Source organism: Cyclobacterium sp. SOCE241 (genome assembly GCF_056867545.1).
Map to the genome: position 1 here is coordinate 3,622,936 of NZ_CP149779.1, position 21,384 is coordinate 3,644,319.

16 protein-coding genes and 2 pseudogenes are annotated in these 21,384 nt (G+C 37.9%); 8 read left to right on the forward strand and 10 right to left on the reverse strand.

All coding sequences use genetic code 11. The features are described 5' to 3' along the window. Position 1: 1 nt before the first annotated feature. Positions 2–1,078, reverse strand: a complete 1,077-nt coding sequence (locus tag WG932_RS18050; RefSeq protein ID WP_483084897.1) for an efflux RND transporter periplasmic adaptor subunit — start codon at positions 1,076–1,078, stop codon at positions 2–4. A 382-nt stretch (positions 1,079–1,460) separates the two neighbouring features. Further along, on the reverse strand, positions 1,461–4,859 hold the full coding sequence (locus WG932_RS18055) for a TonB-dependent receptor (protein WP_483084898.1): 3,399 nt from the start codon (positions 4,857–4,859) through the stop codon (positions 1,461–1,463). A 591-nt stretch (positions 4,860–5,450) separates the two neighbouring features. Here WG932_RS18055 and WG932_RS18060 point away from each other — a divergent pair. Continuing rightward, positions 5,451–6,152, forward strand: a complete 702-nt coding sequence (locus tag WG932_RS18060; protein WP_483084899.1) for a lysoplasmalogenase — start codon at positions 5,451–5,453, stop codon at positions 6,150–6,152. A 6-nt stretch (positions 6,153–6,158) separates the two neighbouring features. Here WG932_RS18060 and aspS read toward each other — a convergent pair. Beyond that, positions 6,159–7,912 (reverse strand): annotated as a pseudogene (aspS, locus tag WG932_RS18065) (aspartate--tRNA ligase). A 237-nt stretch (positions 7,913–8,149) separates the two neighbouring features. Here aspS and WG932_RS18070 point away from each other — a divergent pair. From WG932_RS18070 to WG932_RS18085, 4 genes and pseudogenes are all read left to right on the forward strand, one after another. Beyond that, positions 8,150–9,417 (forward strand): annotated as a pseudogene (locus WG932_RS18070) (peptidoglycan DD-metalloendopeptidase family protein). 156 nt (positions 9,418–9,573) lie between these two features. Next, entirely contained in the window at positions 9,574–10,650 is a 1,077-nt protein-coding gene (locus WG932_RS18075) for a glycosyltransferase family protein (protein WP_483084900.1), read from the forward strand. A gap of 52 nt (positions 10,651–10,702) precedes the next feature. Continuing rightward, positions 10,703–11,485 carry a glucose-1-phosphate cytidylyltransferase gene (rfbF, locus tag WG932_RS18080; protein ID WP_339678332.1) on the forward strand — a complete coding sequence of 261 codons (783 nt, stop codon included), beginning with the start codon at positions 10,703–10,705 and terminating at the stop codon, positions 11,483–11,485. 122 nt (positions 11,486–11,607) lie between these two features. Next, entirely contained in the window at positions 11,608–12,567 is a 960-nt protein-coding gene (locus tag WG932_RS18085; protein ID WP_483084901.1) for an NAD-dependent epimerase/dehydratase family protein, read from the forward strand. Between the two features lie 62 nt (positions 12,568–12,629). Here WG932_RS18085 and WG932_RS18090 read toward each other — a convergent pair whose 3' ends face one another. Genes WG932_RS18090 through rfbC form a run of 3 tightly spaced genes read right to left on the reverse strand, consistent with a single transcriptional unit; the run spans position 12,630 to position 14,460 of the window. Further along, positions 12,630–13,646 (reverse strand): NAD(P)H-dependent oxidoreductase, encoded by a 1,017-nt coding sequence (locus WG932_RS18090; protein WP_483084902.1) that lies wholly within the window; start codon positions 13,644–13,646, stop codon positions 12,630–12,632. 14 nt (positions 13,647–13,660) lie between these two features. After that, on the reverse strand, positions 13,661–13,924 hold the full coding sequence (locus tag WG932_RS18095; protein WP_483084903.1) for a Gfo/Idh/MocA family oxidoreductase: 264 nt from the start codon (positions 13,922–13,924) through the stop codon (positions 13,661–13,663). Beyond that, complete coding sequence (gene rfbC, locus WG932_RS18100) at positions 13,921–14,460, reverse strand: dTDP-4-dehydrorhamnose 3,5-epimerase (RefSeq protein ID WP_014019400.1); 540 nt, start codon at positions 14,458–14,460, stop codon at positions 13,921–13,923. Before rfbC ends, WG932_RS18095 begins: the two co-directional genes overlap by 4 nt. 142 nt (positions 14,461–14,602) lie before the next feature. Here rfbC and WG932_RS18105 point away from each other — a divergent pair, with 142 nt between their 5' ends. From WG932_RS18105 to moeB, 3 genes are read left to right on the forward strand one after another with little or no spacing between them, the layout of a single operon-like run. Continuing rightward, the gene (locus WG932_RS18105) at positions 14,603–15,967 is read left to right on the forward strand and encodes a polysaccharide biosynthesis protein (RefSeq protein ID WP_483084904.1); all 1,365 of its coding nucleotides are present in this window, start codon (positions 14,603–14,605) and stop codon (positions 15,965–15,967) included. A 57-nt stretch (positions 15,968–16,024) separates the two neighbouring features. Further along, a complete protein-coding gene (locus WG932_RS18110; RefSeq protein WP_483084905.1) occupies positions 16,025–16,435 on the forward strand; it encodes a M67 family metallopeptidase in 411 nt (136 codons plus the stop codon). Between the two features lie 6 nt (positions 16,436–16,441). Continuing rightward, the gene (moeB, locus tag WG932_RS18115; protein ID WP_483084906.1) at positions 16,442–17,860 is read left to right on the forward strand and encodes a molybdopterin-synthase adenylyltransferase MoeB; all 1,419 of its coding nucleotides are present in this window, start codon (positions 16,442–16,444) and stop codon (positions 17,858–17,860) included. A 178-nt stretch (positions 17,861–18,038) separates the two neighbouring features. Here moeB and WG932_RS18120 read toward each other — a convergent pair whose 3' ends face one another. The 4 genes from WG932_RS18120 to WG932_RS18135 form a co-directional block, all read right to left on the reverse strand. After that, positions 18,039–19,079, reverse strand: a complete 1,041-nt coding sequence (locus tag WG932_RS18120) for an OmpA family protein (protein WP_483084907.1) — start codon at positions 19,077–19,079, stop codon at positions 18,039–18,041. 53 nt (positions 19,080–19,132) lie between these two features. Next, the gene (locus WG932_RS18125) at positions 19,133–19,771 is read right to left on the reverse strand and encodes a hypothetical protein (protein WP_483084908.1); all 639 of its coding nucleotides are present in this window, start codon (positions 19,769–19,771) and stop codon (positions 19,133–19,135) included. A 74-nt stretch (positions 19,772–19,845) separates the two neighbouring features. Next, the gene (locus tag WG932_RS18130) at positions 19,846–20,394 is read right to left on the reverse strand and encodes a hypothetical protein (protein ID WP_483084909.1); all 549 of its coding nucleotides are present in this window, start codon (positions 20,392–20,394) and stop codon (positions 19,846–19,848) included. 2 nt (positions 20,395–20,396) lie between these two features. Further along, complete coding sequence (locus WG932_RS18135) at positions 20,397–21,371, reverse strand: PorP/SprF family type IX secretion system membrane protein (RefSeq protein WP_014019405.1); 975 nt, start codon at positions 21,369–21,371, stop codon at positions 20,397–20,399. Positions 21,372–21,384: the final 13 nt, after the last annotated feature.

Below are 21,384 nucleotides of genomic sequence, written 5' to 3' on the forward strand. Positions count from 1 at the left end.
ATCAGTTCGTTAAGTTAACATCAACGGACATTCCATCCTTTGCTTGCAGTACACCTGTAGTTAATACCAGTTCTCCGGGTTTTACCCCTTCCAACAACTGTACCCTAGTATCTGATCTTTGACCGATCTCCACTCTTCTGGATTCGATGACACCATCTTTGGCCACAAAAACCTTGTACCCTTCCAATTCCGGAATCACAGATTCAGACGGGACAAGAATGGCATCTGACACTTCATCTAAAACCAAACGGACCCTCACAAACATTCCGGGAAGAAATTTCTTTTCTCTATTTGGGCTTTGTGCCCTAATTTTTAAAGTTCTGGTTGCTGCATCAATATTCGGTTCAATGGCATAAACCTTTCCTTCAGCTTCATCATCGGATACATTTGAGTTAAAATAAATGATTGTTCCTACCTTTATTTCATTAGAATACCGCTCAGGAATAGAGAATTCTATCTTGATAGGATCCACATTGACAATGGTGGCGATAAGATCCGATGTACCGATCACACTTCCCTCTGATATCTGCCTAAATCCCAATTCTCCATCAAATGGCGCTCTAATAACCATTTTACTTAATTGAGCTTCGATTAAACGTAAATCTGCAAGATTGGTATTGTATTGGTTCAGGACTATGTCGTATTCTTCTTGGCTAATGGCCTCTTTAGTCAATAATTGCTTTTGCCTTTTCTCCTGACTTTCATACAATTTTTTTGTATACGCTAGCCTGTCAAATTGGGCTTTTAGCTCGTCATCATTTAAATACAGCAAGGGGGTACCCTTTTTTACAAACTGCCCTTCCTTAAACGTTATTTTCTCTACCAACCCATTTACTTCCGGCCTTAAGTTCACGATTTCATTTGGTATAAGAGAACCTGTGATATTTAAGTTGCTTTCCAGAGGTTCTTCCTTCAGTTTAATCACATTTACAGGAAGGTTTGACTGAACTCCTGTAGCCACACTTTCTGTACCTGCTGTCTCTCCTTCAGTGAAAAGCTCCATTCTAGGATAGAAAAATATAAACCCTATCACTAATAGGATAATTACAGACAAAATGATTTTGGTTTGGTTTTTCATTCTGAAAACTAATGTATCGTTTAACCAACAAGTTTATTTTAAGATATAAAGTTAAAGTAACCTTATTTGCAATAGCAAAAAAACAATAAAATTTAAGAGGCAAAACTAAGCCATTAATGGCAAGAGAATTGAATAATTAAGGGCAGAAATTATATAATTAAAAAATACCAGGTGAATATTGTCATATCCTAACTATATCCCCATATCCTTGATCTTGTAGACATCCATTGTGAGAAATTATATTTACCCCCAATTTTCAATAGACAATCTATTACACTATTCGGGTTTAAGCTTGTATTCTCCAATCCGATCAGTTGCTTATTAATAAAAAAAGGCCACCTATAAAGGTGACCTTTTCTATTAAAAGCAATCTAATTATCAGTTAAAACAAATATCGTAAACCTACCTGCATGCTCCATGTTGTTCCAAATCCACTTACATTTCTGAAAGGATTTGTAGGAAGGTTTCCTGAGATGGTAGTTAGATTAAAATCAGGAGTTGCACTTACTGACCCGGCTCTTGAAAGTAAATTTTCAGCTCCATTTAAGTCGTCCTGAATTCCCCAATCGCTGTTCAATAAATTACCAAGGTTCACAATGTCCACACTTAACTGAACAGTATTTTTCATTTTCCCAAATGTCTGAGAAACATCTTGTAAGATTCGGATATCAAACCTGTTTAACCATGGGTTAAGGAAGGCATTTCTCGGTAGGTAATCCCCTCTGTATTTGCTCAATCCATTTTCTTCTACATAGGCATCAAAGGCAGCTCTTTGCTCTGCAGCAGTGTAAACTACGCCGTCATCATCAGTAATATCAACAAAATTCATTGTTGAAGAACTCTCAGGAAGATATATTAAGTCCCCTGTAATTCCATCTCCATTAAAATCATTGCCATAAACATAAGAGAATCTTCCCTGATGTGCTCCATTATAGTAAAGTCCAATTGTTGTGGCCAATGCATTGGCGTATTCAATTCTATAACTTACACTTCCAACTATCCTATGTGGAATCGCGAAGTTAGAGATATGCAGCATTTGGTCGTTAGGACTATTAATTGTTGGGCTTGCACCCCATGCAGAACTTGCATTGGATCCATCGTTAGCAGTAACTTCTTTCGCAGAGGAATAAGTGTAATACAAAGAAGCACTAAAACCCCTGTGATAAGGCACTGATAAACCTACTGTTCCACTAAAGCTTCTACCTTTGATACTAGTATTGGAAAGAACAGTTGCATTATTTCCTCCCATCACGCTATTGTATGCGGTGCTTTGTCCGGGAAGAAAAACTTCTCTTGTGTCACCATAATCACCCGGAGCTCCACTTGAACCATAATCCATGGTATTGGTAGACCTTACTCGGTTAGCCCCGTACTGGAATACAGCATTGATATCTCTGGTGTACAATAAATCTGTCGTCAATAGCAATGGTGTATTAGGGATTTGGTAATCCAAACCAAAGCTAGATCGCCATACCATAGGCATTTTGAAGTCAGGATCTACCAATGCGAATGAACCCGGAGCACCTTCTGATGGAGAAGAGATAAAAACATCTTCAGCTCCTTGAGGAACATTTTCCACATAATAATAACGCTCAGGTTGGAAAGTAATATTGTCTATCCATCCTTCAACTTGTTCGTAACTTCCCGGTTCAACATTATTCTGTATTACTCCTGCATTGGTAGGCATATTGGTCAACCATACAAAGGGTACCCTACCTGAGAATACACCGGTACCACCTCTTAAAGTAAGCGAACGGTCTCCAAATACATCATAGTTAAACCCAAATCTTGGAGAGACCATTAATTTAGAACTTGGCCACTCTCCTGAATTGTAATTGGTAGGCATGCCAAATTGATTGGTCAATGTAATCTCATTTATGGATTCATTGGCGGTTAATTCATTCAGATAAATTGGAAGCTCTGCACGAAGACCGAAGGTAATGCTTAGATCCTGATTTACCGCATATTTGTCTTGTGCATAAAGAGAAGCCAATCCAAAATTAACTCTTGAATAAGTGTCTTGCCCGGCATAAGGATAAGTCAGGCCGAACATCGTAGGTGCAACTTCATTGGCAGTTCCCGTAGAAAGAAAATCATCTACAGAAGCATAACGGTAATAAGAGGTACCCATTCTGGTGTAGCTATTGCCAAAATTCTGAAGTTCAAAAGCAGCCCCCATGGTAATGTTGTGCTTGCCTTCTACATAATTCAAGTTATTGATGATTGAGTAGTTATTATTTATCACATCATTGTTATAAGTAAATAACTCTGTACCGAAAGAAATATAGTTCATGGAACCTTTGTTCTGCACCATATTACCTTCACCGTCATCAATTAATCCTCCACCGTCCCAGATGTCAACAAAAGGGAAGAGCTGGTCAGATGGAGAAGTTCTTTTGTCCTGAATTCTAGAATAAGTAGCCAATAATTGGTTTGACCAACTATTGCTAATGTAACTATTTAATTCTGCAGTAATGGATCTTACCGAATTCTCAAATCCATAATTCCCATTTTCAAAAGTAATGGCATTCTGGCTAACTCTGGCGCCATTTGGCCATGGAGCTCTAGGACGAGGCCCTGAAGTTGCATTGGCCAATTGGTTGGAAGTACCAACTACTTGATTGTACCTTACAGCTAATTTGTTTTTCTCATTGATGTTCCAATCAATCCTAGCCAATAGCTTCGTACTTGATTGCTCCGCCTCATTGGCATAGCCTTCGTATCTGCCCGGATCATAACCCCATTGGTTGATCAGGTGATTTTGCACAGCTTCCAAATCTGTTCTAGTAGGTCTGGCAATATTGTTTTCAGGATCAGCAATTCCATCTTCTGATGGTCTCCAAAGGTTTACCCCGGAAGCATTGGCTCCAGTAAGGATCTCTCTTTCTGCATTCACAAAGAAGAACAATTTGTTTTTGATAATAGGACCACCCAATCTAAAGCCAAAATTCTTGGTGGCAGCATCTACAGCTTCCAATTCATTGTCGCCAATTTTCCTTCCCTGAAGGGATTGGTTTTTAAGGAAGTAATAGGCAGAACCTTCTAGGGTATTGGTACCACTTCTGGTTACAGCATTGATACCTGCACCTGTAAAGCCACTTTGCAACACATCATATGGTGCAATATTTACAGTAATTTCTTCTATGGCATCCAAAGAAATTGGTTGGGAATCTCCACCTGGTAGAGGTTCACCACTTAAACCAAATCCATTGTTAAAGTTAGCTCCATCAATTTGAAGGTTATTGTACCTTGCATCCCTTCCCGCAAAGGAATTCCCACTAGCTTGTGGGGTCAACCTGGTAAATTCAAGTACACTCCTGTTGATCTGTGGAAGGTTTTTTAATTGTTCATTCGAGATATTGGTTGCTGTACCTGTACGGTTTGAGGTGAAATCTGACCCTCTGTCTCCTTCCACAACAAATTCTGTCAATTCAGTGTCTCCATCAGTAAGTACTGCATTTAAATTGTAAACCTCTCCAAGCCTCAACACTATTCCTGAAAATAGTTGTGATTCAAATCCAAGGTAATTAATTTCTATAGAGTAGGGGCCTCCTACTCTAAGGTTGGGTAGGTTAAACCTTCCATCCACATTGGTAACAGCACCATACACGGAACCGGAAGGCTCGTGAGTTGCCTTTACAGTAGCACCTATCAGTGCCTCTCCTTCGGTGTCAAACACAGCTCCTTGAACGGAACTGGTAGTTACTTGCCCATAACTGCTCCCAATAGCGAGAAACAGTAATAGCACAATAAGCATTCTTTTTTGTAACAGTTGCCTCATTTTCAAATATTTAATAGGTATAAGTAAATTATAAAATCAAAAATAGGGTCGGCTTTATTTGGGTACAAATATAATCTTAAATTGGGGCTAACAGAATAGCTAAATATTAAGTTTTCAATTGAAGTGGCAAAAATAATTAACAAATCCCTAACATTAGAATTTAAAAGGAAATATTTTAAAGCCTTTATTTACCCAATTGAAAAAAAATAATCAATCGTGAATTTATAAATCACCTCATAATTATTCCACAAACACTTCTCAAATTCAAGAAAGGCATAAATTCAAAATTTTATCTTAGTGAATTTTCTCAATCGAATGCAATTTCTTCCTAAAACTGCTCCACTTTTAAAGCATTTTTTCATAGAAACATATTATATTCAATTTTAAAATGCAAACGGGCTAGCAGCTGTTTTCCTCTCTACCCGGCTTTGTATAAAACCCTTCAAATTGTAAATAATATTGAACTTTCTCCCAAGCCTACTTTACTCCTTAACTTCAAAGAGAAGTAAATGTTTATTTTACATTTAATAACTACCTAAGTAGCTGATTGGTTCGGCTTTATGATAAATAAAATTAAAGAAATTTAACAAAATGCGCAAAAAAGAAATCTTATGGTTATATATCTTCCTCTTTGCATCCTTGGCAGATATTTCAATGATTATTCATCCGGAAATTAATTACAGGTATCTCACCAAACCTTTGATCATGATTTCCCTAATGCTTTACTTTTTGCAGAGCACAAAATTAATAAAGGGGAGTTTATTGCGCATCACTGTATCTGCAGGCCTATTTTTCTCATTTCTGGGAGACACTTTACTTTTAAACAAAGATTTGTTTTTATATGGCCTCGGTGCTTTTTTCATGACGCATGTTTGTTACATCATCGCCTTTAAACTGACCCAAAATCAGACCTTAAACCTGTTTAAGGTGAATTTCATAAAAATGTTTGTTTACAACATCCCTCTTTACATCCTAACAGCATTTATCTATTTCTTGATTCATGCGCAGTTGAACGAATTAAAAATACCGGTAATTATCTACACAATGGCCATTGTCATGATGGTGACAATGGCCAGAGAAAGGTATGGAAGAACCAATAGTGCCAGTTTTTGGCAGTTGTTTATTGGTGCTTTCTTGTTTTTTATATCAGATAGTTTGCTGGCCTTGGATCGTTTTTTTTATCCCATTATCGATGGAGATCTTTACATCATGGGAACTTATATCCTAGGTCAACTACTGATCATTATGGGAATAAGAAGCCACCTTTTGCAGGTGAATAAAGCTTCAAATTAAGACTGCTTATTCCTTCAATTTTATATCCAATGACAATTCAACCAATTGTTCGTCGGAAATGCTGCTAGGTGAATTAATCATCACGTCTCTACCTGCATTATTTTTAGGGAAAGCGATATAATCTCGGATGGAATCAGTACCTCCAAAGATGGCGCACAAGCGATCAAAACCAAATGCTATTCCTCCATGAGGAGGCGCACCAAACTCAAAAGCTTCCATAAGGAACCCAAATTGTGATTGGGCTTCTTCTTCTGTAAAGCCTAGATGCCTGAACATCATTTGCTGGGTTTCCTTGTCATGAATTCTTATTGAACCCCTCCAATTTCTACCCCATTGATAACCAAATCATACGCATTGGCACGTACCTTTCCCGGATCTTTGTCGAGAAGTTCCATATCCTCTTTTTTAGGTGAGGTGAAAGGATGGTGCATGGCATGGTACCTAGCGGTTTCTTCATCCCATTCAAGCAATGGAAAATCCAGCACCCAAAGAGGTCTGTAAACAGACTTATCTCTCAAGCCTAGTTCGTCTCCCATTTTCAGCCTTAATTCAGACATTTGCTTTCGGGTGTCTTTTTCACTCCCGGAAAGTACTAATATCAAGTCTCCTTTTTTAGCACCTGCTTTTTCTGCCCATGCTTTAAGGTCTTCTTGGCTGTAAAATTTATCAACAGATGATTTAAAAGAACCATCTTCATTGCATTTGACATAAACCAATCCTTTGGCACCTATCTGGGGTCGTTTGACCCAATTGGTAAGGGCATCCAATTGCTTTCTTGTGTAATTAGCAGCACCTTCTGCATTGATTCCAAGGATTAACTCAGCACTATCAAAAATGCTAAATCCTTTGCCTTGTGCCAAATCATTAAGTTCAACAAAAGGCATCCCAAAGCGAATATCAGGCTTATCATTTCCATACAAGCGCATGGCATCTTCGTAGGTCATGCGTTCAATCTCGCCCAATTCCATCCCCTTCACTTTCGTAAAAAGGTGACGAACCAAACCTTCAAAAATCTCCAAAATATCCTCTTGATCTACAAAGGACATTTCACAGTCTATTTGGGTAAATTCAGGTTGCCTATCTGCACGGAGATCCTCATCCCTAAAACACTTTACTATTTGGAAATACCGATCAAATCCACTGACCATTAATAGTTGCTTAAAGGTCTGGGGAGATTGAGGTAATGCATAAAATTCACCACCATGGACCCTGCTGGGAACAACAAAATCTCGGGCACCTTCAGGAGTAGATTTGATCAAAACGGGGGTTTCCACTTCCATGAAATCTTGCCCATCCATGTACTTCCTGGTTTCCTGCATCATGCGATGCCTGAGTTGCAGCTTTTCTCTGACTACATTTCTCCTCAAGTCCAGATACCGGTATTTCATTCTCAACTCTTCCCCTCCGTCTGTCTCATCTTCAATGATGAAAGGTGGCACCTTTGCCTTATTTAATATTTTTAATTCACTCACGCGAATTTCAATTGATCCGGTAGGGATTTTGTCATTTTTTGAAGCACGTTCAATCACCACTCCTTCAGCCTGAACGACATACTCTCGTCCCAAGGTTGTTGCGGTTTTCAAAAGCTCAGGAGCAACTGCTCCTTCTTCAAAAATCAGTTGGGTAACACCGTATCGGTCTCTTAAGTCTACCCATGCTAATCCTCCCTTATTCCTTACCCTCTGCACCCATCCGGAAAGTATAACTTTTTTATCCAAATCCTCCAGACGGAGTTCTCCACAAGTATGTGTTCTAAGCATTGAATTAGATTTTTATTTGCAAATAATCGCCAAAGATAATGATTCAGACTAGAGATTGCTATTTTTATCCTCAAGATAAAGCAATACAATGAAGGTAAATCTCGTTTATTGACAATAAATATAGTTTAGTTCTTGCAGGAAAAAATGTATATTCGCATAGGATACACAATTTTAATTGTAATTTACTACCTTATTCGACATCACAACCCCCAGTAAATATTAATTACCCTAGAATTTATGAAAAAATATTGGACTTTCGGAGGATTATTTATCATTACCTGCATTGCATTTTGGATTTACGATGGAAATGTTCCTCAAGTTCAGGAAAATGAACCGCAAGAATTAGAAGCAAACGTTCCTGAACCGGAAGAAGAAAATTTATTATATGGAATCAATGTTGATGATGTTGACATTGTGGAAGGTGTGGTGAAAAGAAACCAAACTTTATCTACAATATTGGCCCCATTTGATGTACCCTATCAAATTATAGATGAAATCGCCAAAAAATCAAAGGATATATTTGATGTAAAAAAAATAGCATTCAACAAAAAATACACGGTGCTTAGCCCTAGAGATTCCACAAAGTCTAAATTCTTTGTTTACGAACCCAATAGAACTGAATTTGTAGTTTTTAATTTGAGCCAACCGGAAATTTATAAAGAAAACAAACCGATGGAGATCAACAATAGAGAAATCGGGGGTACTATCAGCTCCTCTCTCTATGTAAACATGACAGAGTTGGGCTTAGGTCCTGACCTTGTAGATCAATTCGCCGACCTTTATGGCTGGGTGGTAGATTTCCAAAGGCTTCAGAAGGGAGATAAGTTTAAAGTAATTTATAAAGAACAAGTAGTTGAAGACCAAATTGTAGGAATTGAGGACATTGAGGCGGCCTATTTTGAACATATGGGCCAAGGATACCACGCCATTCCTTTTGAGCAAAATGGTATCATTTCTTATTTTGATGAAAAGGGAAACAGTCTAAAAAAGCATTTTTAAGAGACCCATTGAAATTCTCCCGAATCAGTTCAAGATATAGTCTTAGTAGATTTCACCCGGTGCAAAAAAGATACAAAGCGCATTTAGGCACTGATTATGCGGCACCAAGGGGAACTGAGATTAGGGCAGTGGGTGATGGAACAGTGCTAGAGGCCACCTATAGAGGAGGCAATGGCAACTTTGTAAAGATCAAACACAATGGAACCTACACCACTCAATATCTGCACATGTCCAAAATTGGAAAAGGAATTAAAAAAGGAACTCGGGTGAAACAAGGGCAGGTCATCGGTTATGTAGGCAGCACTGGATTAGCTACCGGGCCACATCTTTGTTTCAGATTCTGGAAACACGGTAAACAAGTAGATTGGCTAAAAGAAGAAATTCCACCGGCAGAACCAATAGCTGAAGAAAACAAGCTTGCTTTTGAACAGGTAAAACAAGAAAAAATCAATAAATTAATGGCCATCCAGTACACCAATAAAGTGCCTTTACTTACAAGTAAATAAATACAGAAAAGTAAATCTCAAACCTTTTTTATTAAAAAGAATTAATTAAAAACAAAGTTGTTTATTCATATTTAAAAATATTATTTCCCCTGATGTTTCCCCAAATAATTTTTAATTTAAATGAAGCCTAAGGTATTTTTGATTAATAATTACTCTATGGAAAGGGCCTATTCACTTTGGGAAAAAGGGATAAGTGGAAGCCACCATGTCTGGGGCAAGGTTGAACTGGACCAAAGAGGTAAAGTGGAAATGACAGTATTCCCCCATGAGAAATATAAAATTCTCAATAAAATTGGTAGACTCTTTGGCATTGGTCACCTTGATCAACAAATAAGGATATTGTTAAATGTCAATAAATTCGATATTTTATATTCGCCTTATTCCAAATCAAATACAAAATTACTGCTCTTTTTAAAAGCAATTGGGTTATTTAGAAAACCTATTGTGGTAACCATCCATCAACCTTTTTGGATGGGCAGGAATGAAAATTGGTTTTTCAGATTATACGCTAGACAATATATTTTAAACTACACGGCCTCCATCTTTTTAAGTAAACCACTACTGGAAAAGACGGTAGATCTTTTAGAAATCCCCAAAAAAGCCTACAAAGATAAGTTCAGTCTGGCCCAATGGGGGCCTGACATGACTTATTTCGAGCGGTATTCTATTAAACGCAATACCTTTGAAGATTGCGATTTCTTTATTAGTGCGGGCCATACCGACAGGGACTTCGAGACCCTTATAGAGGCATTTAGAGGTTTGGATTATAAACTAAAAATATTCTGCACACCTAAAACTATTCCAAAGACAGTTGATATCCCTCCAAATGTAGAAGTAGATTGGGAGGTAACATTATCCTATGACCTCGTCCCTTATTACCAAAAATCAATTGCTATTTTGATTCCACTTAAATATCCAAAATCTAAAGAGGGATGTCAAGGAATGACAAGCCTTCAAGATGTGGTGACCTTTAGCAAACCGGTAATAATGACCCGTAATCCTTGTCTAAATTTGGATATTGAAGAGGAAGGAATTGGATATTGGGTGGACATGTATGATGTAAATAGCTGGAGGGAAAAATTAAGGATACTAAAGGAAAATAGGGACATTTGGCTTGAGATGAGTGACAAATCCCAATCAACTTTTAAAAACAAATTTAATTCCGAAGTTTTCGCAACTCATCTTGAAAGCGTCCTCCTCTCTGTATACAATAAGGATAATAATAGACCATAGCAGTTATGTTCCATGGCATTAAGTAATATTTCTAGTTTTTTTATAATATTATATGAAGGCAGTAATTTTAGCGGGAGGATTTGGCACTAGGATTAGTGAAGAAAGCTCAATTCGCCCTAAACCTATGGTAAGCATAGGACAGAAACCAATTCTTTGGCATATAATGAAGATTTATTCTTATTACGGTATAAATGAGTTTATTATTTGCTGTGGATACAAAGGAGAAGTAATCAAAGCGTATTTTTCTAACTACCACCTCTTGAAGTCCGATTTCACTATAGATTTAAGTACCAATAAAATTGACATTCACCATGCAACCTCTGAGCCTTGGAAGGTGACTCTAGTTGATACAGGTCTTGATACGATGACGGGAGGAAGGCTAAAAAAAGTGAAAGAATACATTGGTGATGAGACATTCTGCATGACCTATGGGGATGGTGTATCGGATGTAAACATCAATGAAGCCATTGCTTTTCATAAAAAAGAGGGAGCCTCTGCTACCTTAACTGCCGTTAAGCAACCCGGCAGATTTGGTGCTTTTGTCTTGTCCTCAAAAGCCTCCAGAATAGAAAATTTCAGAGAGAAACCACAAGGAGATGGAAATGAAGGAGCAATGATTAATGGAGGCTTCTTTGTCTTGGAACCAAGGGTTTTGGATTTGATAGATAACGATCAGACCGTATGGGAAAGAGAACCATTAGAAAAATTAGCCAAAAACCATGATCTGGCTGCCTATGTCCACAATGGATTTTGGCAAGCAATGGACTCCCTTAGGGATAGAAATTATCTGGAGGACTTGTGGAATCAACAAAATGCACCTTGGAAAGTTTGGTGATATTGACCTTTTAAAAGATTTAAAATGAAAATACTTATCACAGGAAACATGGGCTATATAGGCCCTGTTTTAGTCAATCATTTAAAAAAGCCTATCCAAAATGTACAATTATTGGATTTGATATGGGGTACTTTGCCCAATGTGTTACCAGCAATGGACCTTTTCCTGAAGTCAATGTTGACCAGCAAGTCTTTGGAGATGTAAGAAATTTTCCGGAAAAACTCTTAGAAGGAGTGGATACCGTAGTAAACCTTGCTGCCATATCCAACGACCCTATGGGTAAAAAATTCGAAGAATTCACCCTCGATGTCAACTACCGTTCTTGCATTAATTTGGCAAAAATGGCCAAAAAGGCCGGGGTAAAACATTTTGTTTTTGCTTCTAGTTGCAGCATGTATGGAGCTGCTGATGATTATCCTAAAACTGAAGAAGATACCTTAAATCCACTTACTGCTTACGCGAGATCAAAAGTAATGTCGGAAAACGACTTGAACAACTTGGCAAGTGAAAATTTCATCATTACCTGTTTACGTTTTGCTACAGCATGTGGCTTTAGCCCAAGGCTACGTTTAGATCTGGTACTCAATGATTTTGTAGCAGGGGCCATATCCTCAGGAGAAATTTCTATATTAAGTGATGGAACACCATGGAGGGCGATGGTACATGTAAAAGACATGTCAAGAGCCATTGAATGGGCTTCTATTCGAGAAACATCAAATGGTGGATCATTTCTAGCCGTTAATATCGGTACTAATAAGTGGAACCACCAAGTAAAAACCATGGCCCTGGCTGTTCAGCAACAATTGCCTGGCATTAATGTCACAATAAATCAGGATGCCCCAGCGGACAAACGTTCTTACAAAGTGAATTTTGATAAATTCATGGAACTGGCTCCTGACTTCCAACCTCAATTTGATCTTGAAAAAGCAATTATTGACTTGGAATTAGGAATGAAAAGCATAGGGTTTAATGATGCTAATTTTAGGGATTCAAATCTGATTCGGCTAAAAGTTCTAAACAGTTTCCAAGACCAAGGACTGTTAAATGAAAACCTAAATTGGACAGATAAATCTTTTCTATAAAAAACCAAAGGCTAAGTGTAAATATTCACTTAGCCTTTGATTTCGCATCTAGCCTTACTTGCCTATAGGTCAAAGAAATGCTTATTTTGTTCTGCCCTTAACTGGTCACTAAACCTATTTTCCGGTAAAATCACATCCTCATAGGTTATAACCTGATCCTTCGGTATATCTCGACGGAGTACACAGTCAACAGCCAAACCTAATGGCAGTAAACCCTCCTCTAGGGAAGTAGACATGTTTTCACATAAACCGTAGGTCATGTAATGGCCTATCCCATCTATTTTCTCCCCTTTTTTAAGATCTCTTTTGGCAGTGGTCACCACATCCACCATTGGTTTTTCGGGGGCTATGGAAGCATCTTGGAACAACACCGCTCTTGCCACTGTGATAGGTACCTCAAAATGGCATAAATGATAAGGATTATAAAAACAATATAAAGGACCTTCACCGACTTTATATAGGTTCAAATAGTGCTTTTGTATAGGATCATCAATGGTTCCTAATACGAAAACACCCGGCCCCGGACTAGCCCCAACTATATAATCAACAATTCCATCTCCTGCTAAAATATCTTCCAAAGGATATTCGTCCACGCATTCGGTGATAGGTTTGCCTGAAGCCACTGTGGGACCGTGCATTCCTCTTTTGGCTACGCCCATCCCTGTTGCATTGGCAATAATTGCCTGTTCAAAAGATATTTTGCTACCGTCTGCAAACGAAGTCACCATGGCAGGTTTTTGCTTCCATTTCTTGGCAAATCCTTCCTGAGTAGTAGGGTTTCTGTACGGATCATGAAGCCCCTTGATATTTCCACAAAGTACCGGTTTAAGGCCAAGCTGTTTGACAAAACGAAATAAATTAAGCGTCACCCCCGGCTGGTCTCCATCAGCATTGGTAAAGACCACCCCCTTGTTGTCCGCATGCACTTTCAAAATTGGACCAACCGTACCGTCAGTTTCAGCATTCATCATGATGATATGCTTACCATTGTCTATACATTCCTGTGCAATTCTTGCACCTAAATCTACAGCTCCGGTAACTTCTATGACAGCATCAATCCCTTCCGCTTTGCAAATCAAAAAGGGATCGTTTGTTACAGCTCTTCCCCTTCTTTAATCACTTGATTCAATTCTTCCAAGTTGTCCACCTCCTGAGGATTTTCCTGTCCTGCTTTTGAATAAACATCCTTGGCTTTGGATAATGTTCTATTGGCAATGGCAACTAGCTCCATACCTTCAGTGTATTTTTCGATCTGGAGTGTAATCCCTTGTGCCATAAAGCCGGCGCCGATCATTCCTACCCTAACTGGTTTTCCTTCTTCCGCTCTTTTCCGGAGCGCAGTATCAATAATAATCATAGTAATTGGTCATTTAAATAAGGGTGGTTATTGTCTTTTTCGGAAATTACATCCACATCTACCGGCCATTTGATATTTATCTTGGGGTCATCCCATTTGATTCCTTTTTCTGCTCCCGGGGCATAAAACTGAGAAACAAAATATTGAATTGCTGTATTGTCCTCTAATGTGATAAAGCCATGGGCAAAATCTCTGGGTACAAATAACATCCTATTATTTTCCTGGGTTAGCTCCACCCCAATCCATTCCATGTAGGTTGGAGAATCTTTTCTTAGATCAACAATACAATCATAAATTGCCCCTGATGTACATTTTACAAGCTTGGTTTCTTCATAAGGAGATACCTGATAATGCATCCCCCTCAATGTACCTTTTTTAGGGTTAAAAGACATATTGGTCTGGGCAATATTTGATTCAATTCCAATTTCATCAAACTCTTTTTTGCAAAACACCCTCCCAAAATACCCCCGCTCATCCTCAATTTTATTCACATCAATGATATAGGCACCTTTTAACTTAGTTTCTGTAAAAATCATAAAATAACTGTTTGTGAAAAATTAAAAACATTATTTCAAACGAAAATAATATATTTTTGAATGTAATTATTTTTAAATTTTTAGAATAATTTTTTTTATTTATATACCCTCTTAATATATATTACCGTTAAACCCTTAACCTATGGAATCAAATCTATTTAAAGATATTTGGAACCTCTCTTTTAAAGATAAAAGAGAACTCCATTCTGATTCGTTAACTGAATTAACGAGTCAACTGATCCAACTTTATGAGTCCCAAGGAAGATTATCAGATAATCCTTTGGCTCCCGCCCTTACCAGAACCCTTTCACTACCTAACAAAACCATTACAAAAATGATAAAAGGAAAGGTATGCTTGGTAACCGGTGGGCTTGGTTGTGTTGGAAGCAAATTGGTTGAGCACCTGATGAGATGCGCTCCTTCAAAAATAATAATTTTAGATAAAATAAGTATAGAAGATTCTCCCTATAAACATCCGGCCTCCGAAAAAATTATTAGTATTCAGGAAGACGTTACAAATGAAGCACAAGTAACAGCACTTTTCAGTAAGCATTTACCGGAATTTGTTTTTCATGCTGCTGCTCAAAGGGATCCCGGCTTGGCTGAAAAAGCCATATTCGATACTGTCAGAACAAATATTATAGGTACCCTCAATATTTTAAATGCCTGCGAAAAAACCAAATCTGTGCACCAGTGCGTATTTTCCTCTACAGGAAAAGCAAGTAGGTATTTTACCACTGAAATATATGCTGCTACCAAAAAAGTTTGCGAAATGCTGTTAGATGTCTTTGCTAGAAAAGGAAATAAAAAATACAGTATGGTCCGGTTTACCCATATTGTTAACAACAGTTTAATGGACCATCAATTAAAAAAATTGGCGCAAACTGCAGATTATATTACGATTCACGCTCCCGGAAAGTTTGTAACCGCTCAAAATGTGGAGGAGGCTGCCTGCTTGATGCAAAATGCGCTGATTTATTCAGAATTAGGGAAATGTAAATTCCTTTTAGTAAAAAATCTGGAATGGCCAGTGGAAAGTTTAGAATTAGCACTTTATTACATAAAAACATACAAAAGAAGAATCCCAATTGTATTTTCAGGAAACCCAAAAGGTTACAGCGAAAAGTTCTTTCGAGGGCAATTGGACTGGAAAAACCCTACTGATTTAAACCTATTGATTAATGTTTATGAAAATAGAAACCGAACAGTTAATCCAGAGGACGACATTATAATTTCCTCCATTGTTCCATTTTCCAGTACGTTGCTCGATAACCTCATCCAGGACATAGTCATGACCGAAGGAGAGGAAAACACTAAGAAAGTATTGGTTGAAGGGTTAAAGGCTATTTTCAATGACTCTTTAAATTATGTTGAAGTTTCTCAAACGCAAGATATTTTAAAGTGGGGTTTAGATCCTAAGTACCTCGATTTAGAAGGATTGTCGGAAGCTGACTTTCAAGAAATGACACCTTCCATGTTTGCCTCTATTGCTAACATTCCATCGTAAACCCCATGGACTCTTTGAGTTTTACCATTCACTATAAACCATTCTTTTATGGTATATTTGGAAGAAAATATTTTAAAAGAAATCCTTCAATACATAGAAAAAATACCTGAAGAATCCTGTGGTTTCTTATTGGGGAAAAATAGTAATAGAGCTAAAAGGGTTATAAAAATTTTACCTGTAAAAAACGATAGTAAGGAAAATAGAAAGAAAAGATACTCAATTAACCCTAAAGATTTTATTGAAGCAGAAAAAATAGCAATTGAAAATGAATGGTCACTATTGGGAGTCTACCATAGTCATTTAAATTGGCCCGCAAGCCCTTCTGAAACTGACCAGATAATGGCATTTCCCAATTTATCTTATATAATCATTTCTCTTCAAGAACAAGTTTTCTCAGAAATCAGATCCTGGAAATTAACTCAAGCTAAAACTTTCAAGGAAGAAAAGTTAGTCATCACCAAATCATAAAATAACATGGCAACTGTATTTATCCCTACGCCATTGCGGAAATTTACCGGTAACATTTCCAAAATTGAGCTAGAGGCTCAATCAATAGGCGAATTATTAGACAGCCTTTCAATAAAACACCCTGAATTAAAAAAATACCTTTATACTCCTGAAGGGAAAACACCTTCCTTCATCAATATTTTTGTAGATGATGAGGACATTAGAGACTTGGAGATGGAAAAAACATCAATCTCCTCAACCAGTTTAATTAGTATCGTACCTGCTATTGCCGGTGGTATTGATGACATTTTTTCTAAGGAGGAATTGGCTCGATACAACAGGCATATAATCATTCCTGAATTTGGAAGGGAAGCCCAAGTTAAACTCAAAAAGGCAAAAGTATTGGTAGTGGGTTCCGGAGGACTTGGTAGCCCTTTGCTATTGTATCTGGCAGCAGCTGGAGTAGGAACCATTGGCTTGATTGATTTTGACCTTGTGGAAGACAGTAATTTGCAAAGGCAGGTATTGTTTGGTGTAAATGAAATTGGAACAGCAAAAGTTGTAGCTGCGAAAAATAGATTAGAAGCCATCAATCCATATATTACTATTGAAACCTACAATCAAAAACTTACAAGTGAAAATGCATTGGAATTAATCTCTAAATACGACGTTATTGCTGACGGAACCGACAATTTCCCTACAAGGTACCTGGTTAATGATGCTTGTGTACTGACAGGTAAAACCAATGTTTATGCTAGCATATTCCAGTTTGAGGGTCAGGTTTCTGTCTTTAATTACCTCAAAGATGGTGAGAGAGGCCCAAATTACAGAGACCTGTATGAAACACCTCCTCCTGCCGGTTTGGTACCGAGTTGTGCTGAAGGCGGCGTCCTAGGGGTATTGCCGGGTATTATAGGAAGTTTACAGGCACTTGAGGTTATAAAAGTAGTCACCGGGATAGGTGATAATCTAAGTGGAAAACTGTATACATTCGATGCCTTTTCTTTTCAGTCAAAAACCTTCAAGATTAAGCGAAAGGAGAGCAACCCGCTGAATGGAACCCAGCCAACCCAAACTACACTCATCGACTATGAGCAATTCTGTAATGTAAAGAGCGAAGAAAAGGCTATTAAAGAAATTGCTGCTGATGAATTTCATGCGCTTAAAGAAGGCGAAGAAGCTTACCAATTAATTGATGTTCGGGAGCAACACGAGTTTGATTTGGTCAATATAAACGGTTTCCATATTCCTCTTCAGAATATTACTGAAAATGTGGACAAGATTAAAAAAGACAGGAAAGTAGTAGTTCATTGCAAAATGGGAGGGAGAAGTGCCAAGGCTATTCGAGAGCTAGAAGCCAAATTTGGTTTTGATAATTTATTTAACCTCACTGGAGGTATAGACGCTTACCTAGAAAAATATGATTCCAGTGTAACCCAAAATTGAGATCCCTACTATTATCAAGATGATTTCATGCTTCCGAATTGGAATTGACAATCTATTAGGCGTTGAAATCACTTCAAAATCGGCAGTAGTTAATAAATTATAAAAGCCCTTCTCAATTGTTTCGAGGAGGGCTTTTATGCATTTTATCTTTTTAGAATGTAACTAAATCGAAAAGGTATTATTCTTCTTTATTGGTCCAGTCTTTCTTTAATTTGGGTAAACTTAACTCAGTTCTCCTATTCTCTTTATGCATATTAGGTGTACAAGGTTGGTCACCACAATCATTGATTGGGTTTTTCTTTCCAAAAAACTCATAATTTAATCTACTAGGAGCAATACCCTTATCTTCTAGATATTTCTTCACTACCAATGCCCGTTTTTCAGAGAGTTTTTCATTGTAAGCATCACTTCCTCTATTATCTGTATGCCCCTTAATTTCCAATCGGTGATAAAGCATTTCTCTGAGCATTAAGGCCACCCTTTCTAAGGCCATCATATCATTGACCGATAGGCTTGCTTGATCGAAACCAAAATAAATGGTAGGCAAATCTGCCGGCAACTGAATATTACTTACATCACACAGATCCAGGCCTTGCATTTCAGGAGGCAGTTGATAGGCTTTTCCTTCCTCAGGAAATGCGAGCAACAATAACTCTGTTCTTCTATTAACCTGATGTTGATCTTCAGGACAAGGCACACCATCACCACAATTGTTGGTTGGTTCTTTTTCTCCAAACCAAGAAGCTTCAATCCTTGATCTTGCTATACCAAATTGCCCTAAATAATCCCTTACTGCATCGGCTCTTCTTTCACTTAGTGCCTCATTGTATTCTTCACTTGCTCTAGAGTCAGTATGCGATCTAACAGCTATATTTAAAAACGAATAGGATTTTAATAATTCAGCAACTTTATCGAGTGATGGTTTAGCATCTTCTCTAATGGCTGATTCGTCGAGATTATAAAAAACCAAATCCACATATGCTGTGGTATTATAAGGCACCCTTACCATTTGATAAGTCTTTTCCAATGAGGTTTCTTTCAAACCTTTTGTACTGAGAGACTTGTCATGAATAGAAAAATAACCATCTTTTTTAATAACAATTTCAAAATCCTCCTCAGGTGCAACCGAGGCTTCCAATTTGCCCTTTCCATCTTGTACTATTTCTACGTTGATCCGGTCAGAGCCTTCCATTAAACTTACCTCCAAGTTACCAGTCAACTGCTCACCATCGCAACCAAGAATTAAAGCTTGAAAATCTTTATAGCGTGTTTCTAATTCAAAGATATCATCCCAACCTCTACTTTCCGGCCTATCTGAAGATAAGATGGTTTTGTTGTCGGAAGTAATAAAAAAGCGAAATCATCTTGGGGAGAATTATAAGGAATACCTAGATTTTTTACTCCTGAAAAACCATCTCCCAAAACTTTCGACTCAAATAAATCAAGGCCCCCTAGCCCTATATGTCCATCAGAAGCAAAGAATAATTTTCCTTCTCTGAGGTAAGGATTGCTTTCATTACCTGTGGTATTGATTTCACTGCCTAGGTTGACAGGAGCTTCAAACACGAAATCATCGGAATAATTCATGTAATACAAGTCAAAGCCTCCAAAACCTCCCGGCATATCTGACGAGAAATACAGACGATTTTCTTCTTCGTCTACATAGGGAGTTTTCAAGCTGTATTCTAATGGCGCATTAATAGAAAGCCCTTTAAAATCAGTCAACTGACCTTCTTCATTGATACTACTGTAATAAATTTCCGGATAAACTTCATAGCTTCCTGAATCCCTAATTTCTCTACTGACTGTATAAAAAAGCACTGGTGATTTTTGTAAAACAAAAGGATCAGTTGAATGAAAAACATCAGGAACCGGTACAGAAACTTTTGTTACCTCTCCCGATTCATCCATTTTATAAATACTTAGGTAATCCCTGCCTGTCCAATCTGATTTCTTGTTATAGTATTTATAACTCTTGTCAATTCTTAGCCCTTTCTTTTTCGGTCCAATTCCCCACCCCTATCCGAGGAGAAATAAACTGTACCATGGCTGTCCTTTGAAAAGCCAAACTCAGCGCTATTAGTATTCAGGCCATCCACACCAACTACAGCAGAATTAGGTTTATTACCATACCAATATTTCAAAGAATCAAGGTTAAGATTAGGTCCTAATGTCGTTCCCGTCAGTGAATCGAGGGCAAGGAAAACAGCTTCATTGCGATCGGCTTGGTTTGCTGCAGCTATATAAGCCAACCAATCATTGTTTGTTGCCTCCGGAAAGTTTACAGCTTTTACCCACCAATCATAACTTTTTTGATAATCTCTCAAATAGGTATAGCTTTCTGCTGCTCCTTTTGCTGCGGCATAAGTAGCTTTCTTATTATAGGCTTTTGAATAGCCATTGGCAGCTTCAAAATAATTTGATTCCAAAGCTTTACGCTCGGCATACCTTAACAGTCCGCTTTGTGCCTGAACTTGGCAGACAATAGCGCTGAATAAAATTACAGGCAAGAAATAAATAAAAATCTTTTTCATATTTAGAACCATCTTGGGTTTTTCATATTTACTTTTCTTGGAGAGATATAGTATCCTAAAGACATCTCATGACTATTGTTTCGCAAACCATTGAATGCATTGGTTTGCACATCATAGGCATAGCCCAGCCTAAGTTTCTCTGTAGCAAACAATTCTAAAATAAAGGCTACAGCATTCTTAGAAGAAAGACCGGGGGGTAAATCCGTAGCTCCAACTTTTAAGTTGGTTCTGTAGGAGGCTCCTGCCCATACCCTGTCCATGAATAAAAACATACCGTTAAGGTCAAGGTTAGTAGGACCACTCCCGCCATTTCGCATCAGGAACGAAGGTTTGAATTGAACTTGGTCAGAAATTGGGAACAAAGCTCCCGCTGTCAGGTAATAATGGACATTATGATAGGCCAATGCCACTGCTTCTTCTTCAAGTTTCTTTTTTCCAATTAGATTATAGGCACTAAAGCCTGCATAAAACTTTGGGCTGTGAAAAAAGATCCCGGTGTTTAAGTTTGGTGTAAAAACATTGATTCTCCCTTCAGGTAATTCTCCATCTCCAAAATCATTGGGATCAAACATGCTTCCATCTATGGCATATTCTGATACACCTCCACTTACTCCTATACCAAGAAATGATTCATTTCCTGTTTGAATTCTATAGGCATAAGTTAACAGGGCCGTATTGGTTTTTGTAGGACCTACTTCATCTGCCATAATGGATGCACCGAACCCCATAAGCCCTTCGTTGGCACTTAAGTCTGCGGTGACAGTAAAAGTGGTAGGCGCTCCCGGTAAACTTCCCCATTGACTTCTATAGGTAGATTGAACATAATGTTCCCCCTTGTATCCCGCATAGGCCGGATTTACATGTAAGCCATTAAACATGTATTGGCTAAACTGAGGCAGCTGCTGGGCCATAGACGAATTAAGGCCTGCAGGAAGTAAAATCACCAAAAATCCAAAAACTCTAAAAATATTCTTCATCGAACTTATTATT